The following is an 18,452-nucleotide window of genomic DNA, read 5'->3' on the forward strand; positions in this document are numbered from 1 at the left end:
CGCCGGCACCGGCGGCAGCCGCTGCCGGGGCCTGTGCCGCCGGTGCCGGCGCTTCCGCCGCCGGGGCGGCGGGGGCGGCGGCCGGCTGCGCCGCCTCCACGTCGGCGCGTACGATCCGGCCGTGCGGGCCCGACCCGGTGATCCGCGCAAGGTCCAGCCCCTTCTGCGCCGCGATCCGGCGCGCCAGAGGCGAGGCGAAAATGCGGTTGCCCTTGGCGTCGGTGGGGGCCGCCGGCGCGGGGGTGTCGGGAAGATCCGCCGGTGCGTCCGCAGCATCAGGGGTGGCGGTCGGGGCGCTGTCCCCCGTCTCTTCCGGCGCGGGCGCCGGGGATTGCCCGGACGTCCCCCCGGCACCGCCCGTGTCGATGTCGGAGGCGTCCTCGCCTTCCTCGAGCAGCACGGCGATGGGCGTGTTGACCTTCACCCCTTCGGTGCCCTCGTCGACAAGGATCCTGCCGACGGTGCCCTCGTCGACGGCCTCGAATTCCATCGTGGCCTTGTCGGTCTCGATCTCGGCCAGCAGGTCGCCGGCGGATACGGTGTCGCCCTCCTTGACCAGCCACCTGGCCAGCGTGCCCTCCTCCATGGTGGGCGACAGGGCGGGCATCAGAACTTCGGTCGGCATCGCTGTCCCCCTTCTCAGCGGTAGGTCACCTGGCGCACGGCCTCGAGCACCTCGTCGGTGGAGGTCAGCGCCATCTTCTCGAGGTTCGCGGCATAGGGCATCGGCACGTCCTTGCCCGTGCAGTTGATCACCGGCGCGTCGAGGTAGTCGAACGCGCGGCTCATCAGCACGGCCGAGATGTGGTTTCCGATCGAGGCCACGGGCCAGCCCTCCTCGATGGTCACGCAGCGGTTGGTCTTCATCACGCTGGCGACCACGGTGTCGGTGTCCATCGGGCGCAGCGTGCGCAGGTCGATCACCTCGGCCTGCACGCCGTCCTCGGCCAGTTTCTCGGCCGCCTCCATGGCGTAGGTCATGCCGATGCCGAAACTCACCAGCGTCACGTCGCCGCCCTCGCGCCAGACGCGGGCCTTGCCGAAGGGCACCGTGAAGTCGTCCATCACGGGCACCTCGAAGCTCTTGCCGTAGAGGATCTCGTTTTCCAGGAAGATCACCGGGTTGGGGTCGCGCACTGCCGACTTGAAAAGCCCCTTGTAGTCCGAGGCCGAATAGGGCTGGACGACCCGCAGGCCGGGAATGTGCGCGTACCACGCCGCATAATCCTGGCTGTGCTGGGCGCCGACGCGGGCGGCGGCGCCGTTGGGGCCGCGGAACACCATCGGGCAGCCCATCTGTCCGCCCGACATGTAGAGCGTCTTGGCGGCAGAGTTGATGATCTGGTCGATCGCCTGCATGGCGAAGTTCCAGGTCATGAATTCGACGATGGGCCGCAGCCCGCCAAAGGCCGCGCCCACGCCGATGCCGGCGAAGCCGTGCTCGGTGATCGGCGTGTCGATGATCCGCCGCGCGCCGAACTCGTCCAGCAGGCCCTGCGTGATCTTGTAGGCGCCTTCGTATTCCGCGACCTCCTCGCCCATCAGGAACACGTCGTCGTCGCGGCGCAGTTCCTCGGCGATGGCGGCGTTGAGCGCCTCGCGCACCGTCTGGTTCCGGGTTTCGGTGCCCTCGGGCCAGTCGGGGCTGCGGTCCGGGGCAGGGGCCTGCGGCGCGGCGGCCCGGGCCGGCGCGGGGGTGTCGGCCCCTTTGGCGGCCTCGGGTTCGGGTTCTGCCGACGCGGGCGCGCCGGCGCCCGATGCACCGGCGGTGTCGATGTCATCCGCGCTTTCGCCTTCCTCGAGCAGTACGGCGATGGGCGTGTTGACCTTCACCCCTTCGGTGCCCTCGGCCACGAGGATCTTGCCCAGCGTGCCCTCGTCGACGGCCTCGAACTCCATCGTGGCCTTGTCGGTCTCGATCTCGGCCAGGATGTCGCCGGCCGAGACGGTATCGCCTTCCTTGACCAGCCATTTTGCAAGCGTGCCTTCCTCCATCGTGGGCGAGAGGGCGGGCATAAGGATCTCGGTTGCCATGGTCGTCCCTCCTGCTCAGGCTTTCTGCGGCGTGGTTTCGGCGTAGATGTCCGTCCACAGCTCGGCCTCGTCGGGTTCCGGGCTTTCCTTGGCGAACTCGGCGGAGGCGTTGACCACGTCCTTGATCTCCTTGTCGATGGCCTTGAGGTCCTCCTCGGTGGCGTGCTCGCCCTGCAGCAGCAGATCGCGGACGTGTTCGATCGCGTCCTTTTCCTCGCGCATCTTCTGGACCTCCTCGCGCGTGCGGTACTTCGCGGGATCCGACATCGAGTGCCCGCGGTAGCGATACGTCTTGATCTCGAGGATGTAGGGCCCCTTGCCCGCGCGGCAGTGCTTCACGGCCTTCTGCCCCGCGTCACGCACGGCGAGGACGTCCATGCCGTCAACTGCCTCGCCGGGAATGCCGAAGGCATCGCCGCGTGTGTAGATCTCGGGCGTCGAGGTCGAGCGTTGCTGCGAGGTGCCCATGGCGTACTGGTTGTTCTCGATCACGAAGACGACCGGAAGGTCCCAAAGGGCCGCCATGTTGAAGGTCTCGTAGACCTGGCCCTGGTTGGCCGCGCCGTCGCCGAAATACGTGAACGTGACCCGGTCGGTGCCCTTGTACTTGTCGGCGAAGGCCAGCCCGGCGCCCAGCGGCACGTTGGCACCGACGATGCCGTGGCCGCCGTAGAAATCCTTTTCCTTCGAGAACATGTGCATCGAGCCGCCCTTGCCGCGGGAATAGCCGCCCTCGCGGCCGGTCAGCTCGGCCATGACGCCGTCGGGGTTCATGCCGCAGGCCAGCATGTGGCCGTGATCGCGATAGGTGGTGATGCGCTTGTCGCCCTCCTCGGCGGTGGCCTCCAGCCCCACGACGACGGCCTCCTGCCCGATGTAGAGGTGGCAGAAGCCCCCGATCAGCCCCATGCCGTAGAGTTGCCCGGCCTTTTCCTCGAATCGCCGGATCAGCAACATGTCACGGTAATATTGCTTTAACTCTTCGGCGGAAACATTCGGTTTCTTTGTGCTTTTTCGGGCTGCCATGGGCCTGCGCCTCCTGCGGTCCACAAATAGTTTAGTGTTAAACTATCAGATACACCATCCGGGCCCGCGTTGCGAGGGCGAATTTCACCGTGTGTCGGCCACAGCTTTTCCGCCCGCGCCCCGGTGGACGCGGGGGAGAACCGGAAAGTGATGCCGGGGGCAGGCCGACCCGCCCGATCCGGTCGGGGCGGCGGTTATTCCTCGCGGCCGTGCGCCTTGAGGCGCGCGTGCAGGCCCTGCGCGTCGGATACGCCGGCCTCGAGCGCGAAGACATAGGCGTGCGTAAGGAAGAAGCACGAGGCATCCACGTCGTTCATGCTCTCGGCCGCCTGGGTATAGAGGGCCACCAGGGCGCGGTTGTCGCCGGCGTCGTGCGCCGCGATCATGCGCGTGTCGAGATCGCGCATCATTCCGCCGCCCTCGCCTTGGCGCGGTGGGCCTCGATCTTGCTGGCCACCCAGTCGTGGAAGCAGTGCGTCGGCGTGTCCATCGCCGGCGAGAACCGCCCGCCGTCGAAATGCGCCGCGTGACGGCCGCGTTGCATGCCCTCGACGACGAAGATGTCCTCCTCGAACACGGTTTTCCACTGCTGCGTGTTGCGCATCTTCAGCCCCTCGTCGGCGTCGGGGACGGCGTAGTAGAGGTGGATGTGCTCTGCCGTCCGCTCCGGGCCGCGGGGCTCGAGGATGATCGCGAAGGCGTGGTCGCGGTGGGTGCCCAGCAGCACGTTGGGATAGACGGCGATGTATTCCGCCTGCTCGTTCCAGCTTGCGCCGACGTCCTCGAAATCGGGGAATGTCTGGCCGTTCTCGTTGGTCAGCTGGCGATACACCTTGGTGCCCTGGCCCGAGAACTCACCGGGCTGCTCGATGTGGTAGTGGTCCTCCAGCCGCGAATAGCTGTTGAGGCCCGGGTGCACCCAGGGCAGGTGGTAGCTTTCGCAGTAGTTCTCGACCGCCAGTTTCCAGTTGGTCTGCACCTCGAGCTGGAAACGGCTGTCGTGGCCGCCGTGGTAGAGCGGCAGTTCGAACTCGCGCCAGCGGTGCATGATGTCGGCCATCGCCTCCTCGAACGGGGCCGCGTCGCCCGAGACGTTGATCCACACCACGTCGCGCCAGATGTGGCTGCGCACTTCGACGAGCCCGAGTTCGTCGCGGTTGATGGCGTCGTGGGTGTTGTGGCCCGGGCCGCCGACATGGGGCGTGCTGACCAGCCGGCCGGTGGTCGAGTAGCACCACGAATGGTACGGGCAGCGGATCGCGCCCTCGATCTTGCGCGGCTCGGTGACAAGGATCATGCCGCGGTGCCGGCAGATGTTCTGGAACACGCGCACCGTGCCCTCCCGGTCGCGGATCAGCAGCAGCGGCAGGCCCATGAACTCGATCGGCACCGCGTCGCCGGGCTCGGGGACGTCCGCCGCAACGGCAAGGCCGGCCCACTGCGAGAACAGCAGCGCGTGCTTTTCCTCTTCGTAGATCGCCTGGTCGATGTAATGGTCGTTGGGCAGCCCGTTGGCATGTTCAACAGAGCGGCGAACGTTGGACAGATCGGTGACGGGTGACGTCATGGCACTCTCCTGCTGCATGCGATGCTTGATGCAAAACAGGTTTGACCGGGCCGAAACCGACCGTCCGCGACCGGAGTTTCCTCAAGGCGACACGGTGACGCGGGGCGCGCTCACTCCGCGCCCTTGGCGCCGCGGGGCAGGGCGGCGACGCCGGTGCGCGCGATTTCCTCCAGGCCCAGCGGGCGCATCAGGTCGGCGAAGGCGTCGATCTTGTCGGGCGGGCCGGTGATCTCGAAGACGAAGCTGTCGAGCGTGCTGTCGACCACGTTGGCACGGAAGATGTCGGCCAGCCGCAGCGCCTCGACCCGGTTGTTGCCCTCGCCGCGCACCTTCAGCAAGGCAAGCTCGCGCTCCACGCTGGGCCCTTCGACCGTCAGGTCGTGGACATCGTGGACGGGCACGATGCGGCCCAGCTGCGCCTTGATCTGTTCGATCACCTGCGGGGTGCCGGTGGTGACGATGGTGATGCGGCTGGTGTGGCCGGTGTGGTCCACCTCGGCCACGGTCAGGCTGTCGATGTTGTAGCCGCGCCCGGAAAACAGCCCGATCACGCGGGCCAGCACGCCGGGCTCGTTGTCCACCAGCACCGCCAGCGTGTGCGTTTCCTGCACGTCCGAGAACTGCGGCCGCAGGTTGTAGGCCGAGTGTCTGGACGAGCCTTTCTTGATCTGTAGAGCTGACATGTTCGTTTTCCTCGTGCCGGCGCGTGAGATCACGCACGCTACGTTCGAATTGTGGCGCCGGGTGCGTGATCCCGCGCGCCGCCGGTCAGTCAGACGAGCACCGCGCCCTTGGTGCCGATGGCGTCACCGGTTTCCGCGTTCTCGCCCAGCAGCATCTTGTTGTGCGGCTCGCCCGACGGGATCATCGGGAAGCAGTTCTCGTGCTTTTCCACGAGGCAGTCGAAGACCACGGGCCCGTCGTGCCGGATCATCTCCATGATCGCGTCGTCAAGGTCGGCCGGGTCGGAGCACTGGATGCCCTTGGCGCCGAAGGCCTCGGCCAGTTTCACGAAGTCGGGCAGGGCCTCGGACCACGAGTGCGAGTAGCGTTCGCCGTGCAGCAGCTCCTGCCACTGGCGCACCATGCCGAGGCGTTCGTTGTTGAGGATGAACTGCTTGACCGGCAGCATGAACTGCACCGCGGTGCCCATCTCCTGCATGTTCATCAGCCAGCTCGCCTCGCCGGCGACGTTGATGACCAGCGCGTCGGGGTGCGCCATCTGCACGCCCAGCGACGCCGGGAAGCCGTAGCCCATGGTGCCCAGCCCGCCGGAGGTCATCCACTGGTGGGGCGCCTCGAAACCCAGGTATTGCGCGGCCCACATCTGGTGCTGGCCCACGTCGGTGCAGATGTAGCGGTCGGCGCGGTCCTTGGTCAGCGCCTCGAGCCGCGCCATCGCGTGCTGCGGCTTGATCGTGCGGCCGCCGTCGGTGTAGGCAAGGCAGTCGATCTTGCGCCAGTCGCCGATCTGGGCCCACCATTTCTCGAGGCCCGCGCGGTTGGTCTTGCGCCCGCGCGACTTCCAGATCTTCAGTAGATCCTCGAGCACGTGCGCCACGTCGCCGACGATGGGGATGTCGGTGCTGATGACCTTGTTGATCGACGACGGGTCCACGTCGATGTGCGCTTTCTTGGAGCCGGGGCTGAAGGCGTCGACGCGGCCGGTGATCCGGTCGTCGAAGCGCGCGCCGATGTTGATCATCAGGTCGCAGTCGTGCATCGCCATGTTCGCCTCGTAGAGGCCGTGCATCCCCAACATCCCCAGCCAGTTCCGGCCCGACGCCGGGTAGGCGCCCAGACCCATCAGGGTGGAGGTGACGGGCACGCCGGTGGCGTCCACCAGTTCGCGCAGCAGCTGGCTGGCCGCGGTGCCCGAGTTGATGACGCCGCCGCCGGTGTAGAAGATGGGACGCTCGGCCTCTTCCAGCGCGGCGACAAGTTCTGTGATCGCGGCGGTGTCGCCCTTGACCCGGGGCTGGTAATGGCTGGTCTTGGCCTGCGCCGGCGGGGTGTAGTCGGCGCTGGCGAACTGCACGTCCTTCGGGATGTCCACCAGCACCGGCCCGGGCCGCCCGCTGGTGGCGACGTGAAACGCCTCGTGCAGCGTGCCGGACAGGTTCGCGGTGTCCTTGACCAGCCAGTTGTGCTTGGTGCAGGGGCGCGTGATGCCCACCGTGTCGGCCTCCTGGAAGGCGTCGTTGCCGATCATGAAGGTGGGCACCTGCCCGGTCAGCACGACGACGGGGATCGAATCCATCAGCGCGTCGGTGATGCCGGTGACCGCGTTGGTCGCGCCGGGGCCGGAGGTCACCAGCACGACGCCCGGCTTGCCGGTGGCGCGGGCGTAGCCTTCGGCGGCGTGGACGGCGGCCTGTTCGTGGCGCACCAGGATGTGGCGGATCTCGTTCTGCTGGAAGATCTCGTCATAGATGGGCAGCACCGCCCCGCCGGGATAGCCGAATACGACGTCCACGCCCTGATCCCTCAGGGACTGGACCACCATCTTCGCTCCGGTCATCTGACGTGACATTGCCTTGCTCCATTCATGACGTCATCCGTGTTGTCCGCGCACAAAAAAGCCCCCGGTGGGCAGCGGGGGCGCATGGGGTGCCGTTATGGCGTCCGTTACCGGCCCATGCGCCAAGCGTCTACGATTACCACCAGCCGTGCCACCGGGTGTCTCCTTCGATTGCGGCGCGCGCCGGGCCCGTACAGGGCCCGGTGCGCACGCGGGACACTATGGCGGCCCCGGCGGGGCGTCAACCGGCTTTTGCTGGGAAAATGTCGCCGCGGGGCGCGTGGGCTTTTCATTTGTTGCGTGGGCGGCGTCGCTGCTTTATCCCGCCTGTCGCGACGGCAAGGCGGCAAAGGGGTTAAAAATTCTTGCCACATGTTGCGATTTGCGCCGAACTTGGTAGTTGCATTGCAGGGTCGGCACGCTACGCTCGGCCCACCTGAAACGATCCGCGGGTAGGGGAGGCTCTGCCCGCAACAACAGCAGACTGGGAGGTTGAAGATAATGGATCGTCGTTCTTTCCTAACGAAATCCGCACTGGGCGGCACGGCCGCCGCTGCCGGCACGCTGGCCGCGCCGGCCTACGCGCAGGGCAAGCGCACGCTGACCATGGTCACGACGTGGGGCCGCGGTCTGGCGGGCGTGCATGATGCCGCCCAGCGCGTGGCCGACAGCATCACCGCCATGACCGACGGCCAGCTGACCGTCGAGCTCAAGGCGGCGGGCGAACTTGTCGGCGCGTTCGAGGTGTTCGACGCCGTCACCGCCGGCCAGGCGGACATGTACCACGGCGCCGACTACTACTTCACCGGCCAGCACCCGGCCTACCAGTACTTCACCTGTGCACCGTTCGGCACCACGGCGCAGGAACTCGTGAACTGGTATTACCACGACGGCGGCATGGAACTGCACGACGAGCTGGGCAAGATCTTCGGCCTGAAATCGTTCCTCGCCGGCAACACCGGCGCGCAGGCCGGCGGCTGGTACGCAGAGGAGATCACGAGCCCCGAGGACTTCAACGGCCTCAAGTTCCGCATGCCGGGCCTGGGCGGCAAGGCGCTTGGCAAGCTGGGCGCCAGCGTCCAGAATATTCCCGGCGCAGAAGTTTACCAGGCGCTGGCCAGCGGCGCGATCGACGGCACGGAATGGATCGGCCCCTGGGCCGACGAGAAGGCCGGTTTCCAGGAGATCACGAAGATCTACTACGCCGCCGGGTTCCACGAGCCGGGTGCGGGCCTGTCGGTGGCCACCAACCGCGCGGTCTTCGAGGATCTGTCGCCGGCGCACCAGAAGGTGATCGAAATCGCCTGCGCGGAAGCGCACCAGTGGAACCTCGGCCAGTTCCTGATGAACAACGGTGCCGCGCTCGATCGGCTGCAGGCCGGTGGCGTACAGGTCAAGGAATTCCCCGAAAGCGTCTGGGATGCCTTCGGCAAGGCCTCGATCGAGACGCTCGACGAGTTCATGGACGATCCGCTGTTTGCCGAGATCCGCAAGAGCGCCGAGGCATCGATGGCCAAGTCCTCGGGCTGGATCGATCGCTCCGAGGGCACCTACCGCGAGCAGCGCGACCGCGTGCTGGGTATCTGATATCGGGTCAACGGCCCGAAACGGCGGGCCCCGGTCGCGGGGCCCGTCCATCATCCGGCCGTGGGTGCGCCATCTACCGTAGGGGGGTGTGATGCTGGACGCCATCGTCTGGTTCTTCAAGAACATCGGCCTTGCCTTTTACCACTTCGGCTACGCGGTGACGCATCCGCAGCTCTGGCTCGACTGGTCGGACAAGGAAGCGGTGATGCGCTTCGTCTACTTCGGCGGATCGAGCGAATTCTTCTTCGTGGTGTTCACGGCCTTCCTCGTGCTCACCGGCGTCGGCCTTTGGCGCAACAGCGTGATGTGGGGCGCGGTGCGCGTGCTCGAGGGTTTTGCCAACACCGTGGGCCGCACGATCGCCTGGGCGGGCCTTATAATGGTGGTCCAGCAGATCATCATCGTGTTCATCCAGCGCATTTTCGCGCGCCCCGACATCGTACTGGGATTCGGCATTCCGCTGGAATACGACATCAGCTGGTATGCCGAGGAACTGAAACTCTACAACGCCGCCATTGTTGCACTGTGTTGCACCTACACCTTCGTGCAGGGCGGGCACGTGCGCGTTGACCTCGTCTATTCCGCCGTGCGCTTTCGCACGAAGAGGGTGATCGACATGCTCGGGTCGCTGCTGTTCATGATGCCGGCCGCGGTGCTGATATGGTTGTACGGCTGGTTCTTCCTTTGGCGCCACCTGATCGTGCCTAAGCCATCGGCCTCGGACACGCTGGAGAGGCTGCTGCTCAAGTCCCGCGCGATGCGCTGGAACGTCGAGACGATCGGGTTCTCGCCCAACGGGTTCAACGGCTATTTCCTGTTCAAGGTTCTGCTTGTGGCCTTTGCCGGGATGATCTTCGTGCACGCCGTCGCGTTCTTCTACCGCTCCTACCTCGAATGGAAGGAGGGCGAGGCCAGCGCCAACAAGTATCTCGACAAGGACAGCCTCGGCGCGGGCGAAGACGCCTATGAAGGCACACATTAACGGGGCAGGGGACAATGCTTTTCGGACTTGACGGCGTCGAGATCGGCCTGATCATAGTGTTTCTCTGCCTTTTCGGCAGTATCCTGTCGGGCTTCCCGGTCGCGTTCGCCATCGGCGGGGCCGGGGTGGTGTCGTTCACGATCATTGCCGCGCTCGACAGCGCCGGGCTGTTGATCCACCAGGCCATCGACACCGGCAGCCAGGCCTACGATGCGCTGATCGCGCAGGGCGTGAAGCCGCAGGAGATATCGATCTTCCGATACCCCGAGCTGCCGCGCATCGCCGAGCCGGTGTTCGAGCGCGGCTGGGAATCCGCGCTCAACCGCAACATCAGCTTCATCGTCAACCGCATCAACGAACGCGTCCTTGCCGGGCAGTCCATCGAGACGCTGCTGGCGGTGCTGATGTTCGTGATGATGGGCATCACGCTGGAACGCTCGCGCATCGCCGAGGACCTTCTGACCACGATGGCGCGCGTCTTCGGCCCGCTGCCGGGCGGTCTGGCCGTCTCGGTCGTGGTCGTGGGGGCGTTCCTCGCCGCGTCCACGGGCATCGTGGGCGCCACCGTGGTGACCATGGGCCTGCTCAGCCTGCCGACGATGCTGCGCAACAACTACTCGCCCCAGATCGCCACCGGCGTGATCTCGGCCTCGGGCACGCTCGGGCAGATCATCCCGCCGTCGATCGTGATCGTGCTTCTGGGCACGCTGGCCGGTGACCTGTACTCCACCGCGCAGGAGAACCGCGCGCAGGAGGCGGGGTGCTCCGACGCGCTGACCTACCTCGGCGAGCCGGCGGTGGTGTCGGTGGGCACGCTTTTCCAGGCCGCGCTGCTGCCCGGCATCATGCTGGCGCTGCTCTATGCGCTCTACGCCTTCGGCTACGCCTTGATCTATCCCTCGCGCGCGCCGGCGGTCGCGCTTGGCAGCGGCGACCCGGAACCGCGCACGCGCGCCGAGACATTCACCTGGTTCATAGGCCTGCCCGTCGCGTTGATCGCGGGGATGCTTCTGCTGATGCAGGTGAACGTGATCGGCTCTCAAAGCCTCGATGTCGCCACCGCCACGCAGGCGGGCGATACCGCCTCGCTGCGCACCAACGTCAGCGAGGACTGCAAGGAATCGATGATCGAGCTGCACGGCCAGGCCGCCTGGGACCGGGCGCTGGCCGAACAGGAAAAGATCGAGGCCCAGGGCGGGATCGCGGAAAGCGAGGATCTGACCGAGGAACAGATCGCGCAGCGCATTGCCGAGAAGGAGGCGAACGCCGCCCCCATCGGCACCGGCGTGGCCACGATCATGCTGATCCTGTCGCTGATCCTCGTTCTCGCCCGCGGCATCAAGCCCGCCGCCGACCCCAAGCCGCTGCTCATCGGGGGGCTGGGTGTCGTGCTCGGGCTGATCGCCGACATCCTGCTGATTGCCCCGTCAACCTCGCCGGCCATCAGTTTCCTGATCCTCGCGATCCCCTACGGCATGGCGCTGCACGGATGTGCCGCGGCCGCGGCCCGCCTGGCCGAGAACGAGCTGATCCGCGTCGTCTTCCCGCCGCTCGTGCTTGTCGTGGCGGTCCTGGGCTCGATCCTCGGCGGCATCACCAACCCGACGCCGGCGGCGGCGCTTGGTGCGGGCGGCGCGATCATGCTGGCCGCCTATCGCAAGCTCAAGGAAACGGGCGAGACCAGCGCGAAGCTCATCATCTGGGCCACGCTGGCGATCATCCTGTGCATCCTGGTGGGCATCAACTTCGACCTGCGCATCAATAACGAAGACGTCGATCCCGAAACCTGGATCGCATTCTTCGTGGCCTACGCCGCCTATCTCTTCGCCGCCTTCGGGCTGCTGTTCTCGTGCTGGATCCTGTTCCGCGAGGGCGTGCTGACTCCGGTGGTGCGCGAGACGGCCAAGGTCACCTCGATGGTGTTCACCATCCTGATCGGCTCGCAGCTTCTGAACCTGGTGGTCATCTCCTTCGGCGGCGAACACTACATCCAGCAGTTCCTCAAGAGCTTCGACAACGAACACACGGTGTTCCTGCTGGTCATGCTCGTGCTGTTCATCCTGGGCTTCGTGCTGGACTTCCTAGAGATCATCTACATCGTCGTGCCGATCGTTGGGCCCGTGATCTACGGCGGCTCCTTCGACCCGAAATGGGTGACGATCATGATCGCGATCAACCTGCAGACATCTTTCCTCACGCCGCCTTTCGGCTTCGCGCTGTTCTACCTGCGCGGGGTGGCGCCCAAGGAGGTGACGACCGTCCAGATCTATCGCGGGGTGGCGCCCTTCGTGCTGATCCAGGTCGTCGGGCTTGCGCTGCTGTGGTACTTCCCCGACATCGTGACCATCGTGCCGCAGCTGCTCGGGCGTTGACCGGCGCCCGCGCCGCCGCGCCGGCGCGGGGACGGCATGCTCAGAACGCGCCCATGCTCAAACCGGCGGCCAGCGCCGCGCCGAGTTCGCGGCACTGGTCCAGTTCCGTCTCGGGGATCGTCTTTTCCGCCAGGATCTTCTCGGCGGTCTGGGCGTGGGTGCACACGATGATCGGTTCCTGCACCTCGCGCAGTCGCCAGCCCTGCGCGATGCGGGCCGTCTGGCGCGCGGCGTTCGTGCCATCCGAGCCGGCGCAGACCATCTGGGCATAGGGCCGACCCTCGATCCGGCCCAGCACGGGATAATAGCACCGGTCGAAGAAATCCTTCATCACGCCCGCGATGGCGGCCAGGTTCTCGGGCGCGCAGAACAGGTACCCGTCGGCCCCCAGCAGGTCCTCCGGCCCGGCCTCTGGCGCGGTCTTCAGCACGGTCGTCGTTTCCGCGCGTGCGGCCTCGGCGGCGGCCTCGGCCATCTGCTGGCTGCCCCCGGTTTTCGAGTGATAGACGATCAGAAGCTGTGCCATGACCGGTTTCCTTCGGCGCGCCTTGGCGCAGTCATTCAAGATGCTGTCGGGTTCAAGCCGCGGATCACCTGCGCCGTCCCGCGGGCCGCCGATCAGCCCTTGCGCGGGCGCAGCGGGCGACCGTCGGGCAAAGAGATGTTGGCGACCTGCTCGGCGATCGGGTCGTTGGACAGCGGGTGCGCCTGGCTGTCGTAGTCGGACGGGTCGCGCATCCGTTCCCATTCCCCGTTCACATAGACCTCGAGCCCGGAAAACGCGGACTTGTAGCCCATCTTCGGGCTGCCCGGCACCCAGTAGCCGAGGTAGACGTAAGGCAGCCCCGCCGCGCGCGCGATCTCGACGTGGTCGAGGATCAGGTAGGTGCCCAGCGACGCCTTGGGCCGGTCGGGGTCGTAGAAGGAATAGACCATGCTCACCCCGTCATCGAGCACGTCTGTCAGGCTGACCGCCACCAGCGCGTCCGTCTCTGGATCGGTGTATTCGACCAACCGGGTCTTGATCGGTGTCTCCTCGATCATCGCGGCGAATTCGAAGGCATCCATGTCGGCCATGCCCCCTTCGGCGTGGCGGCTTTCGAGGTAGGCGCGAAACAGCGCGTATTGCTCTTCGGTGGCCCAGGGCGAGGTCGCCTTCCGGGTCAGCTGCGCGTTGCGGTTGCGCGTGCGCTTCTGGCTTTTCGAGGGCGAGAAGGCCGCCACGTCGATGCGTGCCGACAGGCAGGCCGCGCAGTCGGCGCAGGACGGGCGGTAAAGCACGTTCTGCGACCGCCGGAACCCCTGCTTGGACAGGCTGTCATTGAGCCGCTGCGCGCCTTCGCCCTGGAGCGCGGTGAACAGCTTGCGCTCCATCCGGCCCTCGAGATAGGGGCAGGGCTGCGGGGCCGTGACGTAAAACTGCGGGGCAAGGGGGAGTGTGTGGCGCATCCCGGCTCCGGTATCTCGTTGTCATGAAAACGATAACAACGATCCCCACGGGCGCCAAGGGGGCAGCGCGCGTGCTACGCCGCCGCGCGGCGGCGCAATGCGACCGTTCCCAGCAGGTGATCGCTCAGCCCCTGGCCCCGGTCGGTCGTCAGCATCAGCACGATGGAGATCACCTGCAGCACGGGGATCGCGAAAGAGACCGTCAGCCCCAGCGTGTGCAGGAACGCCAGCCGCAGGTCGAAGCGTTCGCCCGTGATGCCGCGGAACTCGATCGCCGTGGCCCGCATTCCCCAGGTGGCCGAGCCGTTGGCAATGGTGACCACGCGGTAGGCGAACCCCACCGTGAGCATCAGGAACGGAAAGAAGAACACGCCGGCGAAGGCGGTGAACGGCAGGATCAGCAGGCAGATCAGCGCGATCAGAACCGTATCGATGACGAAGGCCACCAGGCGCTTCGCGGGCACGCCCGCGTAGAATTCCGGCTGGCTGTGCGGGTCGGGGAGGTTGCGGGCGTCCATCTGCATTGCCGCGTCCTTACAACAGGGGGCGCCGGGCCGAAAGCCCGGCCCGGCGATGCGCGGGGGCGGCGCCCGGTGGGGCCGGGCGCCGCCAGGGCGTCAGGCCCTTGTCGCGTCGGCGTTCCCGCCCTCATCGGTGTCTGCGGCGGCGGCGCGGGCACGCTCGGCCATGAACTGGTCGAACTCGGCCTTGTCCTTGGCCTCGCGCAGGCGCTGGAGAAACGCCTCGAAGCTCTCCTGCTCCTCCTCCAGCCGGCGCAGGGTCTCCTCGCGGTAGGTGTCGAAGGCGGTGTTGCCGGTGGGTCGTCCGGCGCGGGCGGCGTGACGATGGCGGCGGCCGCCACGGCATTTGCGATCGGTCTTGCAGAACATGCGGTTGCTCCAGATCATGTAGAAAAGAAGGGCCAGGCCGATGGGCCAGAACAGGATGAAGCCGAGTACCATGGCGGTGATCCAGGCCCCTTTGCCCCGGTCGTCCAGCCAGGATTCGGCCCGCGCGAGCCAGCCCAGCGGGCCGGAATCGGGGGCGGATCGGGCGAGGGTGGTCATGCGTGCGGTCCTTTCTCTGCGGTGTCGTGCGAAGGATGGATGTTAACGACCTTCACATCGACAACATCGGGCCTGCGCCCGCCGCACGCAAGGGGTGATGTGAAAAATTTTTACATTTTTTCCGAATGTATCGTGAAATCAGCGAGTTGCGCACCCGACGCGCGGAGCAGGTCGCGCGGGGCGATGGCGAAGACGTGCCGTGGCGTGCCCGCCGCGGCCCAGACCTCGTCGAAGTCCAGCAGCCGCGCGTCGAAGTAGGCCCGGGGTCGCGTCACGTGGCCGACCGGCGCCACGCCGCCGATGGCGAACCCGGTCTGGGCCCGGATCAGCCCGGCGTCGGCCTTGCCCAGCGCCTCGCCGGCCAGCCTAGCGGCCTTGGCGTCGTCCACCCGGTTGCCGCCTGCGGTGACGAACAGGATCGCCGCGCCGCTCGACAGGCCGCGGACCATGACCGACTTGGCAATCTGGTCGATGCCGCACCCGGCAAGATCGGCGGCCATCTGCGCGGTGTTCGCCGGACCGATCTCGACCGGCCGGGCCGCCACACCGGCGTCCTCGAGCGCGCGGGTCACGCGCCGCAGGCTCTTGCTCATGGCTGGTGCCTCCTTCGCGTTTTGCCGCAGTATCGGCATGCGCGCGGGCATTGACCAGCCCGGGGCGGCGCGTATCACTGGCCGCATGGATTTCATGTCACGCATCGTGCGCGTCCCCCGCGCCCATGAGCCCGAGCACGCCGCCGAGACGCGCGCGCTGTTTCCGGACCTTCCCGAACCGCTGGGCGAGCTTGTCGCCGGGGCCGCCGGCTGCAGCCCCTACCTGCGCACGCTCGCGGAAGCCGAGCGCGACTGGCTGCCCGGCGCCCTCGAGGCGCCGGAGGCGGCGTGGGCGGCCTTGCTGGCCGCGCTGCCGGAGGTGGCCGACGACGCGCTGCCCGCCGAGTTGCGCCGCGCCAAGCGCCGCGTGGCGCTGCTGATCGCGCTGGCGGACCTCGCCGGCGTCTGGCCGCTGGAGACGGTGACGGCCCGCCTGACCGAGTTCGCCGGCCTGGCCTGCGACCTGGCGCTGAAGGCGGCCGTGGCCCGGCAGGCCCGGCGTGGCAAGGTGCCGGGCGCCGACGAGTCCGCCGCCCGGCAGGACGCCGCCGGCATGGTCGTGCTGGCGATGGGCAAGATGGGCGCGGGCGAGTTGAACTACAGCTCGGACATCGACCTGATCTGCCTCTACGACGAAACCCGCTTCGACGAGGCCGAGCTGCACGATGCGCGCGCCGCCTTCGTGCGCGCGACCCGGCAGATGAGCGCGACGCTCAGCGACCGAACCGCCGAGGGCTATGTCTTTCGCACCGACCTTCGCCTGCGCCCCGATCCCTCGGTCACCCCCGTGTGCATGGCAATGGAAGCGGCCGAGCGTTACTACGAAAGCCTGGGCCGGACGTGGGAGCGCGCGGCCTACGTCAAGGCGCGGCCCTGCGCCGGCGACCTGGACGCCGGCGCACGGTTCCTCGAGGCGTTGCGCCCCTTCGTCTGGCGCAAGCACCTCGATTTCGCGGCCATCGAGGACGCGCACAACATGCGGCTGCGCATTCGCGAACACAAGGGGCTGGCCGGCCCCATAACCCTTCCGGGCCACGACATGAAGCTGGGCCGCGGCGGCATCCGCGAGATCGAGTTCTTCACCCAGACCCGCCAGATCATCGCCGGTGGACGCGACCCCGCGCTTCGCGTGCGCGGCACCGTCGACGGGCTGGCGCGGCTGGCCGGGCAGGGGTGGGTGCCGCAGGAGACGGCCGAGCTGCTGACGCGGCATTACCGCTTTCACCGCGAGGTCGAGCATCGCCTCCAGATGCTGCGCGATGCGCAGACCCATGCCCTGCCGTCAGCGGAAGCGGAGTTCGACCGCCTTGCCGCTTTCATGGACCGCGACCGCGCCGACCTGCAGCGCGAGCTGCGCGACCGGCTGGGCGAGGTTCACGAAACCATCGAGAGTTTCTTCGCCCCCGATGAGGCCGCCGCGCCGCCGGACGTGGCCGCCCCCGGGGTCGAGATGCTGGACCAGGAAGTTATCGCGCGCTGGCACAGCTACCCGGCGCTGCGTTCGGCCCGCGCCGAGGAGATCTTCAAGCGGTTGCGTCCCGACATCCTGTCGCGGCTGGCGCGCACCGCCCATCCGAACGAGGCGCTGCTGGCCTTCGACGGCTTCCTGGCCGGGCTGCCCGCCGGCGTGCAGGTGTTTTCGTTGTTCGAGGCCAACCCCCAGCTCATCGACCTTCTGGTGGACATTGCCGGCACCGCGCCGGCGCTGGCCGCGCACCTGTCGCGCAACGCCGGGGTCTTCGACGCGGTGATCGGCGGCGATTTCTTCGCGCCGTGGCCGGGGCGCGGCGCGCTGGAATCCGAACTGGCCGACCGGATGGCACGCGAGGACGACTACGAACGCCGTCTCGACGCCGCGCGCCGGTGGTTCCGCGAATGGCACTTCCGCGTCGGCGTGCATCACCTGCGCGGGCTGATCGGCGCCGACGACGCGGGCCGTCAGTACGCCGACCTTGCCGGCGCGGTGATCGGCGCGCTCTGGCCGGTGGTGGTCGAGCAGTTCGCGGCCAAGCATGGCGCGCCCCCCGGGCGCGGGGCGGTTGTGGTCGGCATGGGGTCGCTGGGGGCCGAGCGGCTGAACGCGACCTCGGACCTCGATCTGATCGTGATCTACGACGCGCAGGGCGCCGAGGGCTCCGACGGGCGCCGCCCGCTGTCGTCAGGCGCCTATTACGCGCGGCTGACGCAGGCGCTGATCACGGCGCTGACCGCGCCGATGGCCGAGGGCCGGCTGTTCGAGGTGGACATGCGCCTGCGCCCCTCGGGACACCAGGGGCCGGTGGCCACCGGCTGGGACGCGTTCCGCCACTACCAGCGAGAGGAAGCCTGGACCTGGGAGCACCTGGCGCTGACCCGCGCGCGTGTCGTGACCGGCGCCCCGGACCTCGCCGATGACGTCGAGGCGTTTCGCGCCACGCTGCTGGCCGAGACCGGCACGCCCGAGGGGGTGCTGCACGAGGTCGCCCGGATGCGCGACCGCATCGCGGCGGCCAAGACGCCCGACGGCCCGTGGGACCCCAAGCTTGGCCCCGGCCGGATGCAGGAGATCGAGCTCGTCGCGCAGGCCGGAACGCTGCTGGCCGGCGAGATGGCGCGCGACGTGGCGTCGGGGCTGGATGCCTGTGTCGCGATCGGGTGGCTGGATGACGCCGATAGGAGCGCGCTGTTGCAGGCCCATGGGCTTTGCTGGCAGGTGTTGCAGGTCGGCCGGTTGCTGGACGCGCGGTCGCTCGACCCCGAGCGCATCGGCGAGGGTGGCGCGGCCTTCGTGCTGCGCGAGACGGGCCACGACGACATCGCGTCGCTGCACGCGGCGCTGCAACAGGCAACCGACTGGGCCGCCGGGGTGATCGACGCCGCGCTGGCCCGCCGTCCGGGGGAGGCGACAGATGGAGACTGACCCGCGCGATCCCAAGGGCCTGATCCGCGAGGCGTATCGCATCGAGGGCATCGGCGAGGCCGAGTGCCGCTCGATCTTCCTGGACTGGGCGTTGTCACTGCCCGACGGCGACGACACGCAGGCGGCGCTGGCCGAGTTGCTGGACCGCTACCGCCCCGGCAACCCGGACCACCCGATGACCCGCGTCATGGCGGAGGGGCGTCAGAAGATCATCGCGCCCAAGCGGCGCGGCGGCTGGAAATCACGGCGCGGCAACTGACGGTTGCGCGTGCGCCGTTCGCTCGCCGCGGCCGGAGAAACGAGCGGATTGCGCCCAATTCGCGCCCGATTCGAAGGGCATCTTCCCCGCTGACCG

17 protein-coding genes are annotated in these 18,452 nt (G+C 67.8%); 5 read left to right on the forward strand and 12 right to left on the reverse strand.

The window, feature by feature from the left end; genetic code table 11:
• From CEF10_RS02990 to CEF10_RS03020, 7 genes are all read right to left on the reverse strand, one after another.
• Positions 1-625: biotin/lipoyl-containing protein (locus tag CEF10_RS02990; RefSeq protein WP_157932951.1), on the reverse strand; the 625-nt coding region annotated here is incomplete at its 3' end.
• 14 nt (positions 626-639) lie between these two features.
• The gene (locus CEF10_RS02995) at positions 640-2,034 is read right to left on the reverse strand and encodes a pyruvate dehydrogenase complex E1 component subunit beta (RefSeq protein WP_101066069.1); all 1,395 of its coding nucleotides are present in this window, start codon (positions 2,032-2,034) and stop codon (positions 640-642) included.
• A gap of 15 nt (positions 2,035-2,049) precedes the next feature.
• Complete coding sequence (gene pdhA / locus CEF10_RS03000; RefSeq protein ID WP_101066071.1) at positions 2,050-3,060, reverse strand: pyruvate dehydrogenase (acetyl-transferring) E1 component subunit alpha; 1,011 nt, start codon at positions 3,058-3,060, stop codon at positions 2,050-2,052.
• Between the two features lie 194 nt (positions 3,061-3,254).
• Positions 3,255-3,467 carry a hypothetical protein gene (locus CEF10_RS03005; RefSeq protein WP_101066665.1) on the reverse strand — a complete coding sequence of 71 codons (213 nt, stop codon included), beginning with the start codon at positions 3,465-3,467 and terminating at the stop codon, positions 3,255-3,257.
• Positions 3,467-4,627, reverse strand: a complete 1,161-nt coding sequence (locus CEF10_RS03010; RefSeq protein ID WP_101066073.1) for an aromatic ring-hydroxylating oxygenase subunit alpha — start codon at positions 4,625-4,627, stop codon at positions 3,467-3,469. Before CEF10_RS03010 ends, CEF10_RS03005 begins: the two co-directional genes overlap by 1 nt.
• A 110-nt stretch (positions 4,628-4,737) precedes the next feature.
• Positions 4,738-5,310, reverse strand: coding sequence for an acetolactate synthase small subunit (gene ilvN, locus CEF10_RS03015; RefSeq protein ID WP_101066075.1), 573 nt, complete (start codon positions 5,308-5,310; stop codon positions 4,738-4,740).
• Between the two features lie 89 nt (positions 5,311-5,399).
• Positions 5,400-7,160, reverse strand: coding sequence for an acetolactate synthase 3 large subunit (locus tag CEF10_RS03020; RefSeq protein WP_101066077.1), 1,761 nt, complete (start codon positions 7,158-7,160; stop codon positions 5,400-5,402).
• A gap of 489 nt (positions 7,161-7,649) precedes the next feature.
• On the opposite strand from CEF10_RS03020, the gene CEF10_RS03025 reads away from it, so the two are divergent.
• The 3 genes from CEF10_RS03025 to CEF10_RS03035 all read left to right on the forward strand — a co-directional run bounded on the left by CEF10_RS03025 (position 7,650) and on the right by CEF10_RS03035 (position 12,089).
• Positions 7,650-8,735, forward strand: a complete 1,086-nt coding sequence (locus CEF10_RS03025) for a TRAP transporter substrate-binding protein (RefSeq protein ID WP_101066079.1) — start codon at positions 7,650-7,652, stop codon at positions 8,733-8,735.
• 91 nt (positions 8,736-8,826) lie between these two features.
• Entirely contained in the window at positions 8,827-9,717 is an 891-nt protein-coding gene (locus CEF10_RS03030; protein ID WP_101066082.1) for a TRAP transporter small permease subunit, read from the forward strand.
• A 14-nt stretch (positions 9,718-9,731) separates the two neighbouring features.
• The gene (locus tag CEF10_RS03035; RefSeq protein WP_101066084.1) at positions 9,732-12,089 is read left to right on the forward strand and encodes a TRAP transporter large permease; all 2,358 of its coding nucleotides are present in this window, start codon (positions 9,732-9,734) and stop codon (positions 12,087-12,089) included.
• A gap of 40 nt (positions 12,090-12,129) precedes the next feature.
• Here CEF10_RS03035 and CEF10_RS03040 read toward each other — a convergent pair whose 3' ends face one another.
• The 5 genes from CEF10_RS03040 to CEF10_RS03060 all read right to left on the reverse strand — a co-directional run bounded on the left by CEF10_RS03040 (position 12,130) and on the right by CEF10_RS03060 (position 15,198).
• Entirely contained in the window at positions 12,130-12,615 is a 486-nt protein-coding gene (locus CEF10_RS03040; RefSeq protein WP_101066087.1) for a flavodoxin family protein, read from the reverse strand.
• 92 nt (positions 12,616-12,707) lie between these two features.
• A complete protein-coding gene (locus tag CEF10_RS03045) occupies positions 12,708-13,538 on the reverse strand; it encodes an arginyltransferase (RefSeq protein WP_101066089.1) in 831 nt (276 codons plus the stop codon).
• 74 nt (positions 13,539-13,612) lie between these two features.
• Entirely contained in the window at positions 13,613-14,062 is a 450-nt protein-coding gene (locus CEF10_RS03050; RefSeq protein WP_101066091.1) for an RDD family protein, read from the reverse strand.
• A 93-nt stretch (positions 14,063-14,155) separates the two neighbouring features.
• Positions 14,156-14,605: a DUF2852 domain-containing protein gene (locus tag CEF10_RS03055; protein ID WP_101066093.1), complete on the reverse strand. Its 450-nt coding sequence runs from the start codon at positions 14,603-14,605 to the stop codon at positions 14,156-14,158.
• Between the two features lie 110 nt (positions 14,606-14,715).
• Positions 14,716-15,198 carry a YbaK/EbsC family protein gene (locus tag CEF10_RS03060; protein ID WP_101066095.1) on the reverse strand — a complete coding sequence of 161 codons (483 nt, stop codon included), beginning with the start codon at positions 15,196-15,198 and terminating at the stop codon, positions 14,716-14,718.
• An 85-nt stretch (positions 15,199-15,283) separates the two neighbouring features.
• Here CEF10_RS03060 and CEF10_RS03065 point away from each other — a divergent pair, with 85 nt between their 5' ends.
• Positions 15,284-18,097: a bifunctional [glutamine synthetase] adenylyltransferase/[glutamine synthetase]-adenylyl-L-tyrosine phosphorylase gene (locus tag CEF10_RS03065; RefSeq protein WP_101066097.1), complete on the forward strand. Its 2,814-nt coding sequence runs from the start codon at positions 15,284-15,286 to the stop codon at positions 18,095-18,097.
• Positions 18,087-18,356, forward strand: coding sequence for a hypothetical protein (locus CEF10_RS03070; RefSeq protein ID WP_101066099.1), 270 nt, complete (start codon positions 18,087-18,089; stop codon positions 18,354-18,356). The genes CEF10_RS03065 and CEF10_RS03070 overlap by 11 nt, the downstream gene beginning before the upstream one ends.
• The last annotated feature ends 96 nt before the right edge of the window (positions 18,357-18,452 follow it).

The organism is Roseovarius salinarum, from assembly GCF_002834145.1.
Lineage (GTDB): Bacteria > Pseudomonadota > Alphaproteobacteria > Rhodobacterales > Rhodobacteraceae > Roseovarius > Roseovarius salinarum.

Bases quoted from the DNA above. Each gene is read 5' to 3' on its own strand.
- CEF10_RS03035 (WP_101066084.1), top strand. From the start codon at position 9,732: ATGCTTTTCGGACTTGACGGCGTCGAGATCGGCCTGATCATAGTGTTT.
- ilvN (WP_101066075.1), bottom strand. From the start codon at position 5,310: ATGTCAGCTCTACAGATCAAGAAAGGCTCGTCCAGACACTCGGCCTAC.
- CEF10_RS03020 (WP_101066077.1), bottom strand. From the start codon at position 7,160: ATGTCACGTCAGATGACCGGAGCGAAGATGGTGGTCCAGTCCCTGAGG.
- CEF10_RS03040 (WP_101066087.1), bottom strand. From the start codon at position 12,615: ATGGCACAGCTTCTGATCGTCTATCACTCGAAAACCGGGGGCAGCCAG.
- CEF10_RS03050 (WP_101066091.1), bottom strand. From the start codon at position 14,062: ATGCAGATGGACGCCCGCAACCTCCCCGACCCGCACAGCCAGCCGGAA.
- CEF10_RS03030 (WP_101066082.1), top strand. From the start codon at position 8,827: ATGCTGGACGCCATCGTCTGGTTCTTCAAGAACATCGGCCTTGCCTTT.
- CEF10_RS03005 (WP_101066665.1), bottom strand. From the start codon at position 3,467: ATGCGCGATCTCGACACGCGCATGATCGCGGCGCACGACGCCGGCGAC.
- CEF10_RS03065 (WP_101066097.1), top strand. From the start codon at position 15,284: ATGGATTTCATGTCACGCATCGTGCGCGTCCCCCGCGCCCATGAGCCC.
- CEF10_RS03010 (WP_101066073.1), bottom strand. From the start codon at position 4,627: ATGACGTCACCCGTCACCGATCTGTCCAACGTTCGCCGCTCTGTTGAA.
- CEF10_RS03070 (WP_101066099.1), top strand. From the start codon at position 18,087: ATGGAGACTGACCCGCGCGATCCCAAGGGCCTGATCCGCGAGGCGTAT.
- CEF10_RS03045 (WP_101066089.1), bottom strand. From the start codon at position 13,538: ATGCGCCACACACTCCCCCTTGCCCCGCAGTTTTACGTCACGGCCCCG.
- CEF10_RS03055 (WP_101066093.1), bottom strand. From the start codon at position 14,605: ATGACCACCCTCGCCCGATCCGCCCCCGATTCCGGCCCGCTGGGCTGG.
- pdhA (WP_101066071.1), bottom strand. From the start codon at position 3,060: ATGGCAGCCCGAAAAAGCACAAAGAAACCGAATGTTTCCGCCGAAGAG.
- CEF10_RS02995 (WP_101066069.1), bottom strand. From the start codon at position 2,034: ATGGCAACCGAGATCCTTATGCCCGCCCTCTCGCCCACGATGGAGGAA.
- CEF10_RS03060 (WP_101066095.1), bottom strand. From the start codon at position 15,198: ATGAGCAAGAGCCTGCGGCGCGTGACCCGCGCGCTCGAGGACGCCGGT.
- CEF10_RS03025 (WP_101066079.1), top strand. From the start codon at position 7,650: ATGGATCGTCGTTCTTTCCTAACGAAATCCGCACTGGGCGGCACGGCC.